We start from the raw sequence: 19,775 nt of genomic DNA, 5'->3' as shown, positions 1-19,775 counted from the left end.
CCCCCGAGCTGTCGCTGACACGGGCAGCTCATACCGCTCAGCGCGGCCGTGAGCGTGGTCAGCTGCCCTGTTTGCCCGGCTTGTCCTTCGGCATGTTCTGCGACTCTTTCGGATGGCCCTCGCCAGGCAGGTTTTCCTTGCCGCCATGGGGTTTCGGGTTGTCTTCCCGATACCCGGGCGTCTGCTGCTTGCCGTCGTTAGTCATGTCATGTCTCCTCAATGACGCTGCTGGCAGTGCGCGTGGCTGCATTCGCACGCGCCGCCGACGTTCTGGCTTTCCGCCGCCATGCGGCAGCTCTCGCTGCAGTAATCGCGGGAAACGGGGATGCGACATCCGCAGCCGTCGTGATCGCAGGTCTTGGTCGCTTCGTTCATGCCTGATGCCTCCGGGCGTCAACACGTCACGAGACTGCGCGGGCGGGCGTCTATTTTTCGTTACCGGCGGGCGAAGCGTCCATCGCAGCCCAGCCATGCGCCTCGACGAGCAGCGCGCTGAGGCTGCGCACGTCCTGCAGGTTGTGTTCGGCCACGCGGGCCAGATCGGTGGATGAGCCGCCACGCAGATAGGTGAGCCACGCACGCGGCGCTTCCGAACCAGGCAGGTCGTCGTCGCGGACGATGCGCAACAGATGACGCTCGGCCGTCTGCATGCGGCAATTCTCCCAAACGCTCCGGTAACGCCGCCGCATGGGATGCAGGAGATCGACATGCACGAGCCCCGCCAGCGGGTTCACCATGCGCGCCAGGCGATACCGGGTCGCCAGCAGGGGCGCGTCGTATGACTTGCCGTTGTAACTGACCAGCACCGTATCGGCGTCAATCCAGCGGGCGAACTCACGCAACATCGCCTGCTCGGCCGCCATGGCCGTGATGTAGAGCTGGCGCACGCGTAGTCCCTCGGGTCGCCAATCGGCTGCGCCGATCATGAACGCCCGCGTGCCCGTGCCTCCGGCCAGACCGGTGGTCTCGGTATCGAAATGCAGCAGGCGATCGCGGCGTGCCTGCGTGAGCCGGGCAAACGTCAGATCGACGATGTCGGGCGGCGCCGACCACGCGTGCATGTGTTCGATGTACCGCAACCCCGCGGCGATTTCGACGCCCGGAACGTCACGGGTGACAGGACGCGTTGGCCGGTGCGACGTAGCCCGCTCCCTTACCCCCGCCATGCGCCGCAGCATGGCGAGATCAACCCTAGGCCGCGCGTCGACGGCGGGGGCCGCGGGTGCCACCGGACGCACCGGTGTCCTTACGCCGGCCTGGGCGCGCAGCGCCTTGATCCGCGACGCCAGGTCGCTCACGCCACCGCCCCGAGCAATTCGAGCACCCGGGTAGCCAAGGCCTTCGGCGTGACATCGCGGCCCTCGTCGGACGCAAGCACCGGCCCCACGCAGGCGGGGCAACCCGCCTTGCAATCGCACCCCCGCAACGTCTCCAGGGCATGCCCGACGAGTTCCGGCGCGCGACGGAACAGTGGCTCGCTCAAGCCGACCCCGCCGGGGAAGTTGTCATAGAGATACACGGTGGGAAGAAATCGCTCGAGCATATCGGGCAACGCCAACTCGCCGCCGTCGCCGCGCAGCTGGCCGCGACCGGACGCATCCACCTGGGCGGACCAACCGCCATCGCCCGAACCCACCGCCTTCTGCAGGTCACGCGGTTCGGCCATCACCGCGACCACCGCGGCGGTGTGCAGCGCGTAAGCGGCGCCGAGGAAACCGTCCAGCGCGTGCTGGCGCGAGCGGAACACGGCGTCGAGCACGGTCTGCGGCAACTGCCACCACACCGCCGTCGTGTGGAGCTCCTGATCGGGGAGATTCACCGGTCCGTAGCCGATGTTTTCATGGGTGTAGTAGCGGATCTTCTTATAGCCGGAGACCCGTCGCACCACATGCACCTCGCCATGCCGCGCGCTGCCCTCACCCGCTTTCGCCCCGTCGAAACATGCCAGCTCCTTGAGCTTGGTGTAGTCGATGGCATCGGTGTAGTAGTCGACGCGGGTACGCGTGCAGTACGCCTTGCGCCCGTCCCAGTCGAGCTTCTCCACCTGGTAGGGCACCGACTGCACCATGTGGATCGCACCCTCGTAGAGGGTAAGCGCGGCAGCGGAGTAATCCACCTCGGCGATGATGGTCTGCCGTCCTTCGGTGCGGTCGACCACCACGAAGTTGCCGTCGGCCACCGAGCGCAGGCTTACCGCATTGGCCGGGTAGCTGTCGGCGATCCATTCCCAGCGGTCGCCCTCGCGGTGCAGCACCTCCGATTCGGCGAGCACCTGGAGGAAGGGTTCGGCGTCGTCGGGACCGAATCGGTCGCCCGCCACGAACGGCAGCTCGAACGCGGCGCAGCGGATGTGGTCGAGCAGGATCAGCGGCTGGTCCGGCTGAATGCGGGCCTGTTCGGGGCTGGCTTCCGTCAGGAAGGCCGGATGGCGCATGAGGTATTGGTCCAGCGGCGCACTGGTGGCCACGAGCACCCCGAGCGAGGGTTGTTGGCGTCGGCCCGCCCGTCCGAAGCGCTGCCAGGTGGCCGCGATGGACCCGGGGTAGCCGTTGAGGACCACGGCGTCGAGACTGCCGATGTCCACGCCCAGCTCCAGCGCCGAGGTAGACACGATGCCATCGACCTCCCCCGCGCGCATATCGCGTTCGACCGCGCGCCGCTCGGTGGGCAGGTAGCCGCCCCGGTACGCGCGGATGCGCGGCGGCTTGCGGGTGTCGTGGTCGAACACGTCTTTGAGGTATTTGGTGAGCACCTCGACCATGAGGCGCGACTGCGCGAACACCAGGGTCTTCATCTTCGCCTTGATCGCCACGCGGGCGATGAGACTGGTCTGCGACCGGGCCGACGCGCGCAGGCCCAGATCGGGGTTGACCACCGGCGGATTCCACAGCAGCACGTGCTTGTCGCCGCTGGGCGCGCCGCTCTGCGCGATGGTGTGAACCTTGTCTTCGATCAGCGCCTCCGCATGCTGGGTGGCATTGCCGATCGTGGCCGAACACAGCACGAACTGCGGACGCACCCCGTAGAAGGCGCAGATGCGACGCAACCGTCGCAAAACGTTGGCCAGGTGCGAGCCGAACACGCCCCGGTAGGTGTGGATCTCATCGATAACGACGTAACGCAGGTTTTCGAAGAACTGCGCCCACTTGGTATGGTGCGGCAGGATCGCCTGGTGAAGCATGTCGGGGTTGCTCACCACCACGTCGCCATGCAGGCGAATGGCCTGGCGCGCGTCGCCGGGAGTGTCGCCATCGAAGGTGAATGCCTTGACGCCAAGGTCGCCGGCGCGGTTGAGTTCGAGCAACTCGGCGACCTGGTCCTGGGCCAGGGCCTTGGTGGGAAACAGGTAAAGCGCCTTGGCCCCGGCCTCGATCGCACCCGCCACCACAGGCAGGGTGTAACAGAGCGTCTTGCCCGAGGCGGTGGGCGTGGCCACCAGCACGTGGCGCCCCTCACGCGCGGCGGCCCAGGCCTCCTGCTGGTGGCTGTACAGCTGCTCGATGCCTCGCTCGGCAAGTGCGCGCGCCAGCGACCGCGGCAGGTCGTCGGGCAGTGGCACGAAGTCGCCCTGGCGACCGAACAGGGTGAAGGCCGAGCAGACCCGGTCGCCGTATTTGTCGGTGAGGCGGTGGGCGAGCGTCCGGCCATCGTGGGGGGACGCGAGGACGGCATCGGCCTCGGTGGAGCGAAGGGCTTGCAGATAGGCGGACATGGACAGGCGATCGGCGAACGGATGCCTGTTATCTCCCCCATTCGTCTCATATCGTGAGATCAGTCGCCGGCATCGGCCAGGCGCCACGTACCCCGCTCGTCTTCCACCTTGATCTCCGCGCTCTGTCCGGATTGGGCGCGCAAGGAGCGCACCAGGTTGCGGGCATGGCGCATGGCCTCGTCGGGGGTGTCGAAGCGGCCCACCATTTCCGAGTTGCGCAGCACGTTCCACAACCCGCGGGGGGAGTCGGTGTAGGGCAGATAGAGGGTCGTCTGGGACAAGGCGTCGAGTTCCACCGGCGAGCCCACATGGCCCATGGCGGCGACGCTAGGAGGGTTTTCGTGGTGGAGGCGTTACGGCCGGGTCGCGACCTGGGTCACGTCAGCTGGACGGCACCGTATGGGAGGCTGCGAGCCAGTCGGCGTGCTTGACGCCACGCGCCATCGCCGCGTCCACGGCGGACCGCTCGTCGGCGAAGGCCTCGAGCAGGGAGATCATCACGAAATCGCGCGGCCCCGCATGGGCGGCCGGCTCCACGATGTAGGCCGACTTCCACGCGCCCGCGGGCGTGCGTAGCGTGCGTACTTCGACGGAATAGCGACCAACGATACGTCGGTGCACGAGAGCCCCCTTTGAGCCGGCGTCGCGGCGACGCCTGATTTTTGCGCCACCGCGACGGAAAGCACAACCCCTGTCAGGCCTTCGGGGCAGCCTGCGCCGCCAGGCCCTGGCCGCTTGCCGGAATCGTGAAGGTGCGGGTTTCGCCCTGTCCCACGGTGGCGTCGACGTCCATGCGGTCGGCGCTGCAGGCGCCGTGGGGCATCACGCTGAGCTTGCGCGCGCCGGAGGGCACGTGCAGCACCAGCTGCTGGCCGATCTCCATGTCCGCCACGACCTTGTCGTCGACGTAGACGGCACTGGAACAGCCCGCGCCCCAAAGGCCCTGGTCGCGCACGACGTTCAGCGTGGCGTCGCCGGCGCCGGGATCCTGATGGGAGAACACGGTGCTGGAGGGGACGTCGTGGATGCCCACGTGGCGTTCGTTCTGGGTGGCGCAGCCGGCGAGCAGCACGGCACCGGCGATGACGAGGTAACGCATGGGGTAAGGCTCCTTGGCGTAAGGGGAAGGCTCGCCTTCGTATAGGCCCTGCCATCCCGAAACGCAAGCCGCGACATCGCGTAGACGCCGGTTTGCGAAGAATCGCGCGCCATCCACCTCATCGCGTAAGGAGCGACCCCATGGCCAGCCGGGATTGGATCGAGATCGAATCGTTCGAAGCCATCGACGACAGCGAGCAGTTCGAGCGTCCCGACATTCCGCGGGTGGAGGCCGTGCTCTCCGGCGCCCCCGAACGCGAATGGCAACAGTTTTTCATCGTGCGGGCCCAGGCCCTGGAGCAGGCCCATCCCGGGCTACGGATGGAAATCCTGGCCGACCGCCTGGGCTTTCATACCCGTGCCGCGAACGCCGAGGAAACCTGCCGCCTCGTCTACGAGGCGGTGATGGGCACCAACCAGGATTTCGCCACCCAGAAGGCTGCCGAGGAAAAGCGAATCCACGACCGCAACGAGGAAGTGCGCCAGCTGGTCGAGCGGGTCAAGGGCATCAACGCCCATTGGCCCCCGGCCGCGCCCGGCGCCTGAACGTCAGAGGCAGGAAATCGCTTCGTCGCGGAACCGGCTGTCGTAGTCGTCCTTGCCGTTCTGCAGTTCGTACATGACCACCTGGGCGCCGGCGCCGTTGGCCTTGACGTCCAGGCGCTCGTGCTTGCCGTTGTCGTTGGCGGTCACGGTGCCCGCATCGTCCTTCGCGTCGCCCTTGGCATCCTTGGCGAGCGCCTGCCACTTGGGCACCACGCACTGCACGTAGGCGGCGACGTTCTTGTCGGTCTTGCTGCTGAGCTTGGGCAGGGTGTCTTTCATGCCGCTGGTGGCGCAACCGGCAAGGGCAAGACAGGCTGCGGACGCAAGGACGACGTATTTCATGCTGGGTTCCACGGTAAGGTTCCGCGGATTCTAACGCGAGCGCGGCGGCAAGGGTTTACGTGCCCGGATCGGTCGCGACGCGCGCCTCAGCCCTGGCCAGCTGGCTGGCGCTGCACTTGAGATAGGGCGAGGACGCGAGCCAGCGTTTGTCGGGATAGTAGGAGAACACCATCTGGCCGCCCTTGAGCGCATCGATGAGCTTGTGCGCGATGGCCATCCGCACGGCGGGGCAGCCCCAGCTGCGGCCGATGCGGCCGGCGACGCGGGCCATGGCTTCGTTCACGTAGCTCGCGCCGTGGATGACGATGGCGCGGGCCAGCGCCTGGTCGTTCACGCCCTGCTCCAGGCCGGTCATGCGCAACGAATAGCCGTTCTTGCCCATGTACGTGTCGGACGTACGGAACAGGCCGATGCTCGAGGCCAGGCTGTCGGGCGCGTTGGAAAACCGGGTGGCGGTCGCGTCGCCGCTGTTCTTTCCGTGGGCGACCAGCTCCTGGAAGAGCAGCTTCCGCCGGGCGATGTCGAACACCCACAAGCGGGGCTGCGACGAGGGACGCGAGTAGTCGATCACCGCGAGTCGGTCGACCGGCTTGCCGTCCTGTGTCTGCGCACACTCCGCCGCGTCGACGGCCATGCCGATGACTTTCGGGTCGGCGGACGGCGCAAGCCGGGCGAGGGCTTCGCCGAGGGTGTCAGCGGCGCGGACCGGAGACGCAAGAAAGACCAGGGCGCCGAGGAGCGAGGCCGCGGCGACGGGCGAACGCGAGGGAAGAATCATCGTACTGCCGGTGAATCGTGTCCCCCGATGCTAACGCGCTGGTCATTCTTTAACCACAATCTCGTCACGTTCCCGCCCTTCATATATGTGAAAAGGCCAGGGAAAATCGAGGCCAAAGCGCAGGATTTAATAGGTAGTGGCTATGGATAACCGGTTTCAGACGATGTTCGCCGCCCTTGCCCTCATGGGCATGGGATCCCCAAGCCACGCACAGACGCCCTCCACGCCCAGTTCGGCTCCATCGCCGCCCCCCATCGTGGCGGCCGATCCCGCCGATGCCGGCACGGTAGCGAGTCGTCCCGCCCTGGACGACCCGGCGGCCCAGGCCATCTACGATCGCATCCAGCGCATGACGCCGCTCCAGGCGGGCCCCTTGCCGCATCAGGATGCCGCGATCGGCCAGGCGGTGGCGGACTTCTACGCGCAACGCCACTACGCCCCCGCCTGGTCCGATCCGGACAATGTCCGCGCCTTGCTGGCGGGCCTGGCATCGGTCGATGGCGATGGCCTGCTCCCGGAGGACTACCACCTGAGCGCGCTGACCGCCGCGTTCGGCGATCCCGCCTGGAAAGACGCGCCACCGGCGCGGCGCGCCGACGTGGAAATCGAGGCCACGGCTGCCTACATCACGGCGCTGGCCCAGCTCGCGCACGGCAAGGTCGACCCGCTGCGCCTGGACCCCGCGTGGAACTTCGACCCTGCCGCGATCGATCCGCAACAGGGCATGTCGATGCTCCAGACCGCCATCGACGAGCGCAGCGTGGAGCAGGCCTTCGCCATGGCCCGTCCGCAGAATCCCCTCTACGCGAACCTGCGCGACGCCCTCGCCCGCCTGCGTGCCCAGGCCGCCCAGGGCGGCTGGCCGTCCGTGCCGGACGGCGCGACGCTCAAACCGGGGATGACCGATGCCCGCGTGGCCGCGCTGCGCGCACGGCTCGTCGCCGATGGCTACCTCGACCCTCGCCTGGCCACCGGCCACCACTTCGACAATCCGCTGACCGACGCCGTCAAGCGTTTCCAGGCCGATCAGTACCTCGACGCCGACGGCAGCGTGGGCGCTGGCACGCTTGCCGCGCTCAACGTGCCCATCGCCCAGCGCATCGGACAGGTACGGGTAAATCTCGAACGTGCCCGCTGGCTGCTGCATTCGCTGCAGGGCACCTTCGTGGTCGTGGACGTGGCCGGCTTCAAGATCCGCTTTTATCGCGATGGCCAGCCCGTCTGGACCTCGCGCGTGCAGGTCGGCAAGCCCTACCGCAGCACGCCGATCTTCCGCTCGCAGATCACCTACGTCACGTTCAACCCGACCTGGACGATCCCGCCGACGATCCTGAAGAACGACGTGCTGCCGAAGATCCGGCGCAACCCCGGCTACCTCGCGGCCAACCGCATCCGTGTACTGGACGCATCGGGACGTCCGCTGTCTCCCGCGAGCGTCGACTGGGCCAACCCGCGCGGCATCACCCTCCGCCAGGATGCGGGACCAGGCAACTCGCTCGGCCGGGTGGTGATCCGCTTTCCCAACGCGTTCGCGGTGTACCTGCACGATACCCCGCACCAGGCGCTGTTCGCCCAGTCGCGCCGCGACACCAGCTCGGGCTGCATCCGCGTGGAGCATCCGCTCGATCTGGTGCAGCTGCTGTTCAACGATCCGGTCAAGTGGAGCCGCGAGGCCATCGACGCGCGGCTGGACGACGCCAAGACGCAGAACGTGACCTTGCCCACCGCCGTGCCCGTGCTGCTGGCCTACTGGACGGTGGACGTCGGCGACGACGGCCATGTCGCCTATAAGCCGGACATCTACCAGCGCGATGGCGCGATGCTCGCGGCGCTCGACCGTCCGCAGCCGCTGCAGGCGCCCTAGCGCGTCGCGTGCGCCTGCGGCCCGTTGTCGCCCGCCCTTGCGCGGCCACGGACGCGGCTCCCACAATGCCGCCATGAACGCGCCGTCCGACGTTACCGAAGCCTCCCTCCACGACCAGGTGCGCGACGAGGGCTTTGCCTTCGTGCATGCCGACGACATGCACCGTCTGTTCGAGCACGGCACGCCGCTGACGGACTGGCATGCCTTCGCCGCCAGCTGGAACGCGCTCGAACCGGATACCTACCTCGCCGCCACCGGGCGCTTCCGCCGTCGTCGCCACGCCATCTACGCCGCGTCGCGACACGGCACCGTCGAGCGGCAACCGCACCAGGCGCATTTCCAGACGCTGGCCTACAACAGCCTCCAGGGCGACATCGCTCGCTGGTTCGAACCGGTGCTGCCGGAGATCGCGGACGGCGCCACCATGCGCGCGGTCCTCGACCACTGCCACGTGTTCTTTGGCGGCCTTTCGCCGCAGGTCGATCGCTGGCACATCGAAGTGCACCAGTTCCGCATCGAGGCGACGGCGAACGCGTCGGGCGAACCGACCCCCGAAGGGAGCCACCGCGACGGGGTCGATTACGTCATGGTGTTGCTGATCGACCGCGAAAACATCGCCAGCGGCACCACCACCATCCACTCGCCGGACGGACGCCCACTGGGGGAATTCACCCTGTCCCGGCCGTTCGACGCCGCGCTGATCCACGACCCCCGGGTGTTCCACGGGGTCACGCCGGTCACGCCGATCGATCCCTCGAAGGCCTCGCACCGCGACGTGCTCGTGGTGACGTTCCGGGCGGCCTGATATCCGCTCGATTGGGCGAAATTCTCAATTCTTTACCGGCAAATCCATGTAATAATGGGATTTTTCACCGCATCGAACCACCAGCGATGAATTCGTCCGGCAAATACGATTTCCGACAGTTCCAGGAGGAACTCGCCGCCCTCGAGCGCAAGATCGCCGAGCGCCCGCCCGAGCCCGGTGCCAGTCCGGCGGCTGCGGTCAAGGCCGAACCGGTTGCCGAGCCGGCGCCCAAACCGGCACCCAAACCGAGAGGGCGCCCCAAGAAGGTCGATCCGCTCGCGGGCGCGAAAGACGAGTTCGAGGCGCTTCGCCTCCGCTATCAGCTCACGGTGGCCGACGTCGTCGCGTGGTTTCCGCCCGAAGAAGGCATCGCCTACCTGCAGGGCCTGCTCGACGTCAAACCGCGTCGGCGGCGCAAGTCGAAGGACGACGAAGGTACCCGCGGCGACGACGCCACCGTCGCCTGAGCCTCAGAAGCCGTACTGGATACGCAGCAACGCGCCGAGAAGGGTCAAGGATGCCAGGGTGCGCTGCATCGGGTTGGCCGATCCAGCCACGGGTTCGAGGCAGGCGTGCAGCGAGCGGACGGCGGAGACCACTTCGGTAAGGCCATCGTTTTCGGCCACATCGAGTACGCGGGCGGACAGGAACCGGGCTTCTTCGTGGTCGCCTTCGCGCAGCGCGTCGACCAACGACAAGCCGTCATCCATGACCGGGTGATCTCGCCAACTCAACATCGGTAGTCCAGGGGCGGGCGCGGGACGGCCCGTATTCGGCACGAATGATGGCACCCCGGTGATAAACCCTCCATGACGGAAACCCGGCTATACCACGGTCGGGTGAGTGATTTCCGTGGTATCTAGTGCCGATGACCCGGCCACTCCCGTCTCCCCCCCTCGCGCAGGCGCTTGCATCACTGGCGGAGCGCGAGTGCCGCCGGGCCATCCGCGCCCTCGCCGATGCGTCCGATCGCCATAAAGGCGTGCACGAGGCGCGCAAGTCGTTTCGTCGCCTGAAGAGCCTGTTGGCCCTGGGTGCCGGCCGCTTCGGTGACGCCCTGGATCCCCTCTGGACCGAACTGTCATCGCTGGCCACCGGGTTGTCCGCCCTGCGCGATGCGCATGTGGCCCTGGCGATGGCAAAGACCGTCGCGGGTGATACGCCGTCCGCGACGTGGCGGGCGGTGATCGGCCGTCTCGCTGCGCGGCGAGACGAGAAACTCGAACGTGCCCTGCGACGGGACCCGGCATTCGCGCAGCGCCGGCAACGACTCGCCGAACTGGGCGTGCATATTCAGGCCCTGCCCTGGGCGGCGCTCGAGCGCGACGACATCGAAAAAGCGCTGGCGGCGTCGGAGCGACGGGTCGCCAAGGCGGAGACGCGCGCGGCGCGCCATGGCACGCAAGCCAATCGCCACCGCTGGCGCCGCCGGGCACGCCGGCTTCGCATGCAGCTGGAGTTCTGGCGCAAAGCCCTGAACATGGTGGACGCACCTGCCCATCATCGGGCGCATGAGGACAAACTGGCCGCGAAACGGATGTCCGACCTGTCCGATGCCCTCGGCGCCCGGCAGGATCTGCGCGCGTTGCGCAAGCTGTTGCGCACGCATGAAGAACCCGATGTCCTGCCGCCCCTGCTCCAGGATGTCCACCACGCGCTGAAAGCGGCGGGACACTAGCGTTTCTCCCTCAATGGGCGCGATTGGACGGGTGCTGCTACAGTGCGCGCCTACATCGAGCGTCCCCACCGTTCCCGTATCGTGCACCGCCCGTTCTACCGTCGTTTCTTTCCCCATTTCCTGCGTCAGGTGGCGGAGGATCGCTTCGTCGTGCTCAACGTGGACGGCCAGCCGGTGGGGCTCGCGCAACCGGCAGAGCGTGCCGCCACGGCCTGTGATGTCGCCGCACCGATCCAGTTGCAACTGGACGAGTCGGTGTTGCTTGAACTGGAAGCCCTCGGTGCGCGTATCGCGATGGAGGGCATCTACCTGTTCGACAAGGACGTGGATCCGACCGCCAGCGGCATCGGTTTCAGCGATTACGCCAACCGGCTCCACGCCATCGCCTCGCTGGCGGTCACCCACTGATGCGCCTGACTTCGCGGGTGGTGTGGTGGCACCCCGACCTTCAATTCGCCGTCCTCGAACGCCACGGCGGTTTCGCGGTGGTAAGTGTCTACGAGGGCGTGCTCGCCCTCGACGACGAACTGCTCGGGAAGCTGCCGATGGAAGGAGCCTGCCAGCTTACCGAGGCGGTCAGCGGACGCCCCGTATGGCTATCGGTCGAGGCCGTGGGCCTCACGGAAGAGGAAGTCAGCGAACTGCTGGGCCATCTGCGCGACTGACCTCGCGCATCCGGCGGAGCCCACGATAGAGCCATCGCGCGGGCGCGTACATGTGGAACCCCGCGGTCGCCGGGCCGGGACGCACGAGGTACAACGAACCGCAGGCCTCGCCGCGGCTCGCCAGCACGCGCTTGTACTGGTTGTCGCCATACCCGAAGCTGATCCGTTCGCCGGGATAGCGGTCCATCACGCCGCGGATCGCCTGGAACACGGCGACCGATCCGATGCCCGCCTTGGCCACCGCATCGTCGTAGCCGAGGTCTTCCACCAGGTAGGTGCCGCTCACGCGATAACCGTGCACGTAGGCTAACGGCCGGTCGTCGCGCAACACCACGTGGCCGATGAGTTGACCCGCCGCCGCGAGACGGCGAAACAGGTCGACGCGCGCCGGCGCTTCCCAGTCGATCGGCAGCGCATCGTGATGCCAGGTTCGTGCGTAGGCCTCGTTGATGAGCCGGCAGTAGCGGGGCATCGCGTCCGGCGTATCGAAGACGTGCAGCGCCGCGTCGCCACCGAGCTTGCGATAGGCGCGCCCGACCCGCTGCACGAGGTCGCTGCGTTTTTTCTTCTCCAGCGTGCCGAGCCATGCCTCCGACGACGGCTGCGGATCGATGATCCAGTGGGTCTGTTCGCGCAGGTGCGCCGACACGACACGAAAGCCGCCGTTCTGGGCCAGCGCGGCAACGAAGGGGTCGTCGAGCCGCGCTTCCTGGATGCGGATCACCCGTAGCCGGCGATCCGTTTTCAGTTGTCGGGCGATGGCTTCGCCGACCGCCGGACGGTGCGCCGGCCCGGCGACCACTCCCGTGCCGAGCAGCCGCAACGCATCGCCGCGATAGACCCGCAGGCGCCGGCCGGCGAGGTCCAGCCGCGCGGTGTGTTCGGCCGCCAGCAATGGCGCGTAACCGAGCAGGCGGCCGTCGTCGTCTCGCGCGAGAACCACGTGCGGCGCGGTGCCGTCCCGACGCCCGGCCACCTCGTAGTCGAGCCAGTCCGGGTGCTGCACGATGCTGCTGGCGGCGTCGGGGCGTTCGGCCACCGACGCCATCGCATCGCGCGACGCGCGCAGGTCGTCCAGCGTATCCAGCGTGTGGCAGATCATGGCGTGGCCTTCGCGGCCGCCGTCCGCCCATGCGACAGCAGACGCGCAACAAAGCGTCCCGGCGGCCCGAGCCGACGGCCGATGCCGTCCATGAGCCGAAGGTCGTCGGCGGTCCAATAACGCACGAGACCACTGCCGGGCACGTAGACGAGCATGAACACCAGGGCGCCGGCGACGAACCCCCATCGTGACGGCGTCACGCCGGTCGCGATCCAGGCAGCGGCGGTGGCCGTTAGCCCCACGCCGAGCAGGCGCGTCATCGATGCCAGGGGCAGGCCACCGCGCGTCGCCTTGCGCAGGTAATGCACCGCGAGCACCATCTCGACCACGCGGGTGCCGGCGTAGGTCAGCACGGCACCGGGAAGCCCGAACGTCGGTACCAGGGCGACGCCGAGCAACGCGTTGGCGAGCAGCGACACCACCGCGATGCGCACGCGGTCGTCCTGTCGATCCACCACGGTCTGGAAAGCGGCAATGCCGTTGCCGATCAGCAACAGGCCGCCGAGCACGAGCGTCGCCTCGATCGCGGGAATGGCCGCCAGGTAACGCTCGCCGTACATCAGCCGCACGATCTGCGGCGTGGTGACCACGCCCAGGCCGGCGATCGCGATGCCCATCGCCCAGTAGAAACGCGTGGCTTCGGAAAGAAACCTCGCCGCGCGCGCGGTGCCGCTCTCGCCGAAGGTCTTGGCCATGTAGGGCAACAGCGTCGAGGTCAGGCCGACGGAAAACAGTTGCACCGCACCGCGCGTAAGGGTGCCGGCGATGGCGAAGTAGCCCACCGCGACCGGGCCGGCGAAGGTCGTCAGCAGAAACACCTCGATCGTGCCCACGCGGAACGACCCCATCACCACGAGGGCCGCGGTCAGGCGCAGGTGACGGGTCACCCGCGCCGCCATCGCCGCCGGCACGGCGCCGGGCTCGAACGGGAGGCAGCAGCGGCGATACACCATGCGATTGACGAGGTTCAGCGTCAGGCAGGCCACGGCGAACAACGCCACGAAGGCCAGCAGGCCCAGATGGCACATGGACGCCACGAGCACCCACAGCAAGCTGGCGAATCCGCCGACCACGGTCGCCACGGCTTCGGGTTCGAAGCGTTCCTGGCCCTTGCCGATGGCGACGAGCATGGCGTAGTTGGCCTTGGCCACCACGGCGATCGCCACGAGCGCCGCGACGGCCAGGCCGTCATCGCCCCACTCCGCCGGCCGCACGATCGCGGCACCCGCCACGAACAGGCCGAGTACCCCGCACGAACTCCAGGCCTGCAGCCGCGAGAAGCGCGCCGCGAGATGCGAGGCGAGTGCGGGATCGCCCATCCCATCCGCCTCGGCGATGAACTTGGTCGATGACGTCGTGAGCGCGTGGTTCGAACAGACGATGAGCCAGCCGCAGAGCCACACCGTGAACGCGTAACGGCCGAAATCGGTTGGACCCAACGCGCGGGCGATCCACACGCTCATCAGCAGGCCGAGCGCGTACTCGACATAGGTCGACACGGTCACGATGCCCACGCTACGCATCACGGCCAGGCGCCGGTTCATGGCGCGCGTCCCGCACCCGGCGGTTGGTGCATCATCCACTGCGCCACGCCCGCGCCACGGTTGTTCCAGTTGAAGCGTCGCAGGGTGTCGCCGATCGCCGCGCACGCAGGGGCGTACGACGACGCGATCGCCTCGAAGCGCTTGCGGAAGGTCGCCGCCTGCGCGGCGTCGTGCGCAAAGTAGTACGCCGCCGCGACCGGAAGGCCCAGTTCCACCGTGTGACCGTCGCTGTACCAGCCTTCGGACGCCTGGATCCTGACCAGCGCCGCCGGGGGCGCCGTCGACGACGACCAATACCATGCGATCTGCCCGTTCGGGCCGGAGCATCCGTTGCGCCAGTCGTGCGGCGGCACGAGCCGGTCCGGATCGATCCATCCGTAGCGTTCGAGGTAGAGACCGAAGCCCACGATCATGTCGGGAATGCGCGGATCTTTCGTGACCAGCCACGCGTGCCAGAGGCCGTCGATGATGTTCTCGCTCATCCACGGCGACGCGCCGCGGACATCGTCCTTGCCGCCGCGGTCGTTCTCGTGCACGTTCCAGCTGTTGCGCCACGAGCCGTCGTCGCCGAGGCCGTCCGGGTTGGCCGCCTGGTGCGCCTGCAACCAACCCACCCGCTCCCGCACGCGACGCAGGTAGAGCGGGTCGCCGGTCAGTTCAAACGCGGCGACGGTTTCCACCAGGCCGAGGCCGGCCAGCCGCTCGGTGAAGTAGTCGTCCGGGTGGCGATACGGTCCCGGGGCGCCGTTCCACCCGCCATTGGCCCACAACGTGGCCATCTTCGTCACGAGCGCGGCGTCGTGCATGCTGTCGTCGCCGGTGAGCGCCACCGCCATCACGATGGGCTCGATGTACACATACTTTACGTCGCACGGTTTGCCGTCCGGCATCCATCCGCCTGCGCAGGTCGGGCTTGCCGGCGCCCCCTCGCGGCGCAGACCCGCCATATACCAGCGATAGCTCGCTTCGGCCGCGTCGAGGTAATCGGCCCGGCCCGTGCGCACGTAGGCCTTGAACAAGGTCGAGGGTCGGTCGAACAGCCAGGCGGTGGTGTCCTTGTCCGGCAGCGCCTTGGCCCAACGGAACTGGCCATCCACGTAGGCCGCGTAGGCCTCGCCCGGTGCCGCGACACGTTGGGGCCCGGCGATGAGCGAACGGGTGAGCCATTCGGGCGTGAGCGTGGCAAGGGCGGCGGCGTGACCGTCGATCACCCCCTGCGCAAACGGCCAGGCGGGACGCGATGACTCGCGCCGCGCATCCAGGAGGAAGTAATAGCGCCCCGGCGGGCCACGGAACTGCGCGCGCACCGCGCGCCACCCGCCGTCGCCCACATGCCAGGCCAGCATCGGCGTGACAGCGGCGGGTACCTCCGCGCCTTTCGCGTCGACGATCCGGACCATCCCGGGGTCGCGCAGCCGTCCGGGCGGCAGCGGGATGCCGACCGACACGGGCAGGTCGTCGCCCTGCCCCGCGCCGCGGGTCACCTCGATCCGCTGGTCCGCCGGCAAGCGCTCCACCGAGCGCGCCCCCCATGAGCCCGCCAGCGACGCAAGGGCAAGCACGCCGCCCAGCACGAGCAGCGCCCGGCGCGAGGCGACAACGGGTGGCCCTGCGGTGACGTGCCGGTCACGCCGGTGGACGGCCGTCGACCTCATGCGGCGGACACCTGAGGTCGTCGCGATGCGACCAGATGATGCTCCCAATCCAGCGCGGTGCGCACGATGAAATCGAGGTCGTCGTGACACGGCTGCCAGCCGAGCACCTGGCGCAGGCGATCGCTGCGTGCGATGAGCATGGCGATGTCGCCCGGGCGACGCGGCAACTCGACCACGTTGAGCGCATGGCCGCCCACCCGGGTGACCGCGTCGATGACCTCGCGCACGCTGTAGCCATGGCCGTAGCCGCAATTGAGCGTCAACGACGCACCGCCGTCGCGCAGGTGGTCGAGCGCGCGCAGGTGCGCGGCGGCCAGGTCGTCGACGTGGATGTAATCGCGAATGCCCGTGCCGTCGGGCGTGGCGTAGTCGGTGCCATAGATCGCCACGCGGTCGCGCTTGCCCACGGCATGCTCGCAGACCACCTTGACCAGCAATGTCGCGTGCGGCGCGGAATGACCGATACGGCCCAGCGGGTCGCAACCGGCCACGTTGAAATACCGAAGGATCACGTGCCGCATCGCCCCCGTGGCTGACCAGTCGCGCAGCATGGTCTCCGACATCAACTTGGAGCTGCCGTAGGGGTTGGCCGGGCGTGTCGGCGTATCCTCGTCGGCCACGCCATCGTCGGTGTTGCCGTAGACCGCCGCGGTGGATGAGAAAATGAACTTGTCGACGCCGGCCGCGGCGCAGCTGGCCAGGAGGTCGCGGGTGTTGCAGGTGTTGTTGTCGTAGTAACGCAGGGGATCGCAGACCGACTCCGGCACCACCGTGTGCGCGGCGAAGTGAAGCACCGCGTTCACCCGCCAGGTGTCCAACGTGCGCGCCACCAACGCGCGGTCGCCGACGTTGCCCTCGACGAAGATCGCCGCGGGATGCACCGCCTCGCGAAACCCCGTCGACAGGTTGTCGATCACCACCACTCGGTCGCCTCGGGCGACCAGTTGCTGAACCGTATGGCTGCCGATGTAGCCGGCGCCGCCCGTCACCAGAACCGTGTTCATGCCGCCCCCTCCGTGATGCCGCACGGGAAATTGCGTGACATCCACCGGCCGATGCCGTCGACGAGCCGCGAACGGTCGCCGCTGAGGATGTAGGTGTGATCGGTTTCCGCCGCGTAATGGGTGGTGACGGCGGGATGGTCCATCACCTTGCCGAAACACTCGCGGAACTGCCGCGCATGATTGAAGACATCGCTGATACCGCCGGAATACACCAGGCAGAGCTTCATGCCACGCTCGACCATGCCAGCGAAGTCGGCGGTGACCTCGTCTCGTGGCGCCGGTGCCACGGCGAAGATCGGCTCGGGCGCCACGGCGACGCCACGGTCCCGTGTGCGTCGCCGGAACAGGCGCATCCAGCGGGACGGGTCTGCCATTCGCGGCACATAGCGGCGCAAGCGATAGCCATGCGTGCGGTAGGCGTAGCCATCGAGGAAGACGGCGCCCGCCACGCGCGGGTCGGTCGCGGCGACGGTGTGCGCGTTCTGCGCGCCGGAGCACAGCCCCACGAGCACGAAGCGGTCGCATCCGGCAAGCTCCGCGAGCAGCGCCATGGCGTCGGAAAGGTCGGCGCAGACCTGTTGCGTCCGCGTGAGGCCGCCGCCGGCCGCGCCGCTGTCGCCGAGCGTGGAGAGGTCGAAACGCAGGCTCGGGTAGCCGGCCGCATTGAGGCGCCGCGCCATGTCCACGTGCAGGCGGAACGGGCCGATGCGGTGCACGAGTCCGGCATTGACCACGATGACGCCCACGTTCGACCGGCTGCCCTCGGGTAGCCCGGCGATGCCGATCAGGTGTCGGGCGCGCCCGAAACGATGTGCGTGTTCGCGAATCACGCGGCCGCCTCCAGGTGGGTGGTGACGGCATGGATCAGGGGGTGCGAAAGAATCGCGCTCTCCAGGCGCCCAAGGTCGTCCCACGTCGTGGGATGGTCCAGCGCGACCACGCGTGTCGCCGCCGCGGACGACGGCGACCGGGCCGATTCGATGAACAGCGTGGGCACGGCGGGTGTGTCGATGCGCAACGCCGAGAGCTGCGATCGCAAGCGATCGCTCACGTCGAAGCCGAGCCACTGGCCGGCGACATCGGCGTGCCCGCGGGGACGGGTGAAGCGGCCCGTATCCTCGCGCAAGGCCGCCTGAAGATGGTCCAGGCGCGCGACGTGCGCGGCGCCGTCGAGCACGGCATCCCAGCCGACCACCTCGACGAATCGCGCGGCCGGCGCGCACATCGCGACGGTCGCGCCAAGCCGCGCGCCGAACGCGACGACCCGGTCGGTGCCCGCGCGAAGACGCAACTCGTCCGCCGCCGTTTCGGTATCGCGCAGGCAACGCCGCCAGTCGACCGCGAGGCTTTCACCGGCCGAATCCCCGGTGCCGTGGTAATCGAATCGCAACACGGCCACGCCGCGCGCCGCGAGCGACTGGGCCAGCTGGCGGTAGAGCCGATGGCAGCGGATCAGGTCCTGGCCGAGCGGCGGGCACATCAGAACGCCGAGGCGGGGCCGGCTGGCGGGCGCATGGTAGAGGCCGAACAGTTCGCCGTCGGGTCCGAAGAAGAACGGAAGGTCTGCTTCGTTGCGCATGCTTATCTCCGGTAGACCACGCCGACGAAAAACTGGGTTTCGCGGTAGGACTGGCCCACGGCGTCGCTCGTGCGACGTTCCCGCGCCACGGAGGCGTGCCAGCTCCAATGGCGGTTCCATTGCTGGCCGAGGTCCAGCCCCAGGCGCACCGTGGTGTCCTTGCGGCCGAGGGTCTCGTAGCGAAGTTTTTCGAGCGTGCCGAAGCCGGACAGCGTGAGCGTGGGCCGTATCCGGTAACCGAGGCCGACGCTGAGGCCACGCGCGGTCTGGTCGAAGGTGTCGTCGTCGCGATAGCGCAGGCGGTTGAACGCGGGCGCCACGGTCAGCTGGAAGCGCTCCGAACGCCAGTTCCAGGTGGCTTCGAAGCGACGCTCCTTGTAGACCTGCGAGCCGATGACCGCGCTGCCCACGCTGATGCCGGTGGTCGCGCCGCGTCCGAGACCGCCAGCGTTCGCGAAGGGATCGAGGGATTCCACGCGTTCGGCCGCGCCGCCCAGGCCCGCCGCGCCCGTGGCCGCGGGCGAGGTGAGGATGTCCTGTGCCGCATCGGCGTATTGATAGACACCCGACACCGTGAACGCGTTGCGCGGCGTCGGCTGCCAGCCCAGGCTCACGCGCGCCAACGGCGCCGTCGCTACGCTGCCGCGGTCGAAATCCAGGCGCGTGCCGCCCAGCACGACGTCGGCATCGACATGCGCCAACGTGCTGTTGTAGCGCACGAACGCCTCCTTGCGGTCGTAGTTGGCGCCTGAAGGCTGGTTGGCGAAGTCGACGTGCTGGTATTCGACGTTCGCCGAGATCGTGTCCGTGGGCGTAAGGTCGCGGTACAACCGATAAGCCAGCAGGCCGCGTTTCGAATCGAAGTCGTCGACTTTCGAGGCGTAGCTGTCGATGTAGCGCAGTTCGAGCTGGCCGCGGGCCGCGTCGCCGAAACGCATGCGCCACGTCGGGCCGACCACGGCCACGTTGGTCTGCTGCTGGTTATCCGGCGCGTTGGCGGCGAGCTGGTCCACCGGCTGTATGCCGGCGTAGTCCTCGACGGTGACGTCCACCCGGTCCGGCACCACCGACCAGTTGACCTGGCCCGCGAGCTGCGCCTGGGTCTGCGGGTCGAACCGGTTGCCCAGGTAACGCAGGTATTCGAACGTGCCGGCGACGTTGGCCTGCACTGTGGAACCTTGCTGGAGAAACTGGAACGTCGCCCCTGGCGTAAAGACGTTTTCGCTCAGCGGATGGTCCGACGACAACGCGATGTTGTCGCTGTGTTGCAGACCGGCATAGAGCGTGTAGTCGAGCGTTCCCGCGCTGGCCACGGCCGGTGTGGCGGCCAGCACCAGGGCGATCGTGCGCGCGAGCGTTGTGGTTGCCATGCGTGCCTCCCCCGCTCCCATGCCGAACGTGCG

General features: G+C 68.2%; 24 protein-coding genes. 7 read left to right on the top strand and 17 right to left on the bottom strand.

The annotated features are described in order from the left end of the window. Positions 1-58: 58 nt before the first annotated feature. The 7 genes from PI246_RS14600 to PI246_RS14570 all read right to left on the bottom strand — a co-directional run bounded on the left by PI246_RS14600 (position 59) and on the right by PI246_RS14570 (position 4,811). Positions 59-205 carry a hypothetical protein gene (locus tag PI246_RS14600; RefSeq protein WP_320552039.1) on the bottom strand — a complete coding sequence of 49 codons (147 nt, stop codon included), beginning with the start codon at positions 203-205 and terminating at the stop codon, positions 59-61. A gap of 11 nt (positions 206-216) precedes the next feature. Further along, positions 217-375 (bottom strand): hypothetical protein, encoded by a 159-nt coding sequence (locus tag PI246_RS14595; protein WP_320552038.1) that lies wholly within the window; start codon positions 373-375, stop codon positions 217-219. A 50-nt stretch (positions 376-425) separates the two neighbouring features. Further along, on the bottom strand, positions 426-1,298 hold the full coding sequence (locus PI246_RS14590) for a ribonuclease H-like domain-containing protein (protein WP_320552037.1): 873 nt from the start codon (positions 1,296-1,298) through the stop codon (positions 426-428). Continuing rightward, positions 1,295-3,712 (bottom strand): DEAD/DEAH box helicase, encoded by a 2,418-nt coding sequence (locus tag PI246_RS14585; protein ID WP_320552036.1) that lies wholly within the window; start codon positions 3,710-3,712, stop codon positions 1,295-1,297. The genes PI246_RS14590 and PI246_RS14585 overlap by 4 nt, the downstream gene beginning before the upstream one ends. Positions 3,713-3,771: 59 nt before the next feature. Then, complete coding sequence (locus PI246_RS14580; RefSeq protein ID WP_320552035.1) at positions 3,772-3,993, bottom strand: hypothetical protein; 222 nt, start codon at positions 3,991-3,993, stop codon at positions 3,772-3,774. A 100-nt stretch (positions 3,994-4,093) separates the two neighbouring features. Continuing rightward, positions 4,094-4,333, bottom strand: coding sequence for a hypothetical protein (locus PI246_RS14575; RefSeq protein ID WP_320552034.1), 240 nt, complete (start codon positions 4,331-4,333; stop codon positions 4,094-4,096). Between the two features lie 73 nt (positions 4,334-4,406). After that, positions 4,407-4,811: a hypothetical protein gene (locus PI246_RS14570; RefSeq protein ID WP_320552033.1), complete on the bottom strand. Its 405-nt coding sequence runs from the start codon at positions 4,809-4,811 to the stop codon at positions 4,407-4,409. 140 nt (positions 4,812-4,951) lie between these two features. Between PI246_RS14570 and PI246_RS14565 the strand changes: the two genes are divergently transcribed. Continuing rightward, a complete protein-coding gene (locus PI246_RS14565; protein ID WP_320552032.1) occupies positions 4,952-5,356 on the top strand; it encodes a hypothetical protein in 405 nt (134 codons plus the stop codon). A gap of 3 nt (positions 5,357-5,359) precedes the next feature. Here PI246_RS14565 and PI246_RS14560 read toward each other — a convergent pair whose 3' ends face one another. Both PI246_RS14560 and PI246_RS14555 read right to left on the bottom strand, forming a co-directional pair. Beyond that, complete coding sequence (locus PI246_RS14560) at positions 5,360-5,698, bottom strand: hypothetical protein (RefSeq protein WP_320552031.1); 339 nt, start codon at positions 5,696-5,698, stop codon at positions 5,360-5,362. A 55-nt stretch (positions 5,699-5,753) separates the two neighbouring features. Then, positions 5,754-6,476 carry a murein L,D-transpeptidase catalytic domain family protein gene (locus PI246_RS14555; RefSeq protein ID WP_320552030.1) on the bottom strand — a complete coding sequence of 241 codons (723 nt, stop codon included), beginning with the start codon at positions 6,474-6,476 and terminating at the stop codon, positions 5,754-5,756. 142 nt (positions 6,477-6,618) lie between these two features. On the opposite strand from PI246_RS14555, the gene PI246_RS14550 reads away from it, so the two are divergent. From PI246_RS14550 to PI246_RS14540, 3 genes are all read left to right on the top strand, one after another. Beyond that, positions 6,619-8,340, top strand: coding sequence for a L,D-transpeptidase family protein (locus PI246_RS14550; RefSeq protein ID WP_320552029.1), 1,722 nt, complete (start codon positions 6,619-6,621; stop codon positions 8,338-8,340). Between the two features lie 73 nt (positions 8,341-8,413). Further along, a complete protein-coding gene (locus PI246_RS14545; RefSeq protein ID WP_320552028.1) occupies positions 8,414-9,145 on the top strand; it encodes a 2OG-Fe dioxygenase family protein in 732 nt (243 codons plus the stop codon). Between the two features lie 86 nt (positions 9,146-9,231). Next, positions 9,232-9,612, top strand: coding sequence for a 2-hydroxyacyl-CoA dehydratase (locus PI246_RS14540; RefSeq protein WP_320552027.1), 381 nt, complete (start codon positions 9,232-9,234; stop codon positions 9,610-9,612). A 3-nt stretch (positions 9,613-9,615) separates the two neighbouring features. On the opposite strand, the gene PI246_RS14535 is transcribed toward PI246_RS14540, so the two are convergent. Beyond that, positions 9,616-9,855, bottom strand: coding sequence for a hypothetical protein (locus tag PI246_RS14535; RefSeq protein ID WP_320552026.1), 240 nt, complete (start codon positions 9,853-9,855; stop codon positions 9,616-9,618). A gap of 158 nt (positions 9,856-10,013) precedes the next feature. On the opposite strand from PI246_RS14535, the gene PI246_RS14530 reads away from it, so the two are divergent. The 3 genes from PI246_RS14530 to PI246_RS14520 are packed head-to-tail and all read left to right on the top strand — an operon-like array spanning position 10,014 to position 11,488. Further along, a complete protein-coding gene (locus PI246_RS14530; protein ID WP_320552025.1) occupies positions 10,014-10,823 on the top strand; it encodes a CHAD domain-containing protein in 810 nt (269 codons plus the stop codon). Between the two features lie 42 nt (positions 10,824-10,865). Then, complete coding sequence (locus PI246_RS14525) at positions 10,866-11,231, top strand: hypothetical protein (RefSeq protein ID WP_320552024.1); 366 nt, start codon at positions 10,866-10,868, stop codon at positions 11,229-11,231. Continuing rightward, the gene (locus PI246_RS14520; protein WP_320552023.1) at positions 11,231-11,488 is read left to right on the top strand and encodes a hypothetical protein; all 258 of its coding nucleotides are present in this window, start codon (positions 11,231-11,233) and stop codon (positions 11,486-11,488) included. The genes PI246_RS14525 and PI246_RS14520 overlap by 1 nt, the downstream gene beginning before the upstream one ends. Here the strand turns inward: PI246_RS14520 and PI246_RS14515 are convergent. Genes PI246_RS14515 through PI246_RS14485 form a run of 7 tightly spaced genes read right to left on the bottom strand, consistent with a single transcriptional unit; the run spans position 11,457 to position 19,742 of the window. After that, positions 11,457-12,590 (bottom strand): GNAT family N-acetyltransferase, encoded by a 1,134-nt coding sequence (locus tag PI246_RS14515; RefSeq protein WP_320552022.1) that lies wholly within the window; start codon positions 12,588-12,590, stop codon positions 11,457-11,459. The genes PI246_RS14520 and PI246_RS14515 overlap by 32 nt on opposite strands. Then, positions 12,587-14,134 carry an oligosaccharide flippase family protein gene (locus PI246_RS14510; protein WP_320552021.1) on the bottom strand — a complete coding sequence of 516 codons (1,548 nt, stop codon included), beginning with the start codon at positions 14,132-14,134 and terminating at the stop codon, positions 12,587-12,589. Before PI246_RS14510 ends, PI246_RS14515 begins: the two co-directional genes overlap by 4 nt. Next, entirely contained in the window at positions 14,131-15,789 is a 1,659-nt protein-coding gene (locus PI246_RS14505) for a hypothetical protein (RefSeq protein WP_320552020.1), read from the bottom strand. Before PI246_RS14505 ends, PI246_RS14510 begins: the two co-directional genes overlap by 4 nt. Further along, a complete protein-coding gene (galE, locus tag PI246_RS14500; protein WP_320552019.1) occupies positions 15,786-16,793 on the bottom strand; it encodes a UDP-glucose 4-epimerase GalE in 1,008 nt (335 codons plus the stop codon). The genes PI246_RS14505 and galE overlap by 4 nt, the downstream gene beginning before the upstream one ends. Further along, complete coding sequence (locus tag PI246_RS14495; protein ID WP_320552018.1) at positions 16,790-17,623, bottom strand: alpha/beta fold hydrolase; 834 nt, start codon at positions 17,621-17,623, stop codon at positions 16,790-16,792. Before PI246_RS14495 ends, galE begins: the two co-directional genes overlap by 4 nt. Further along, on the bottom strand, positions 17,620-18,372 hold the full coding sequence (locus tag PI246_RS14490; protein ID WP_320552017.1) for a serine aminopeptidase domain-containing protein: 753 nt from the start codon (positions 18,370-18,372) through the stop codon (positions 17,620-17,622). Before PI246_RS14490 ends, PI246_RS14495 begins: the two co-directional genes overlap by 4 nt. Positions 18,373-18,374: 2 nt before the next feature. Beyond that, positions 18,375-19,742, bottom strand: coding sequence for an outer membrane beta-barrel protein (locus tag PI246_RS14485; RefSeq protein WP_320552016.1), 1,368 nt, complete (start codon positions 19,740-19,742; stop codon positions 18,375-18,377). Between the last annotated feature and the right edge of the window lie 33 nt (positions 19,743-19,775).

The sequence above is a fragment of the Luteibacter sahnii genome, from assembly GCF_034063545.1.
GTDB lineage: Bacteria > Pseudomonadota > Gammaproteobacteria > Xanthomonadales > Rhodanobacteraceae > Luteibacter > Luteibacter sahnii.
The sequence above is the reverse complement of the archived record's forward strand: the minus strand, read 5'-3'. Positions and strand labels throughout refer to the sequence as shown.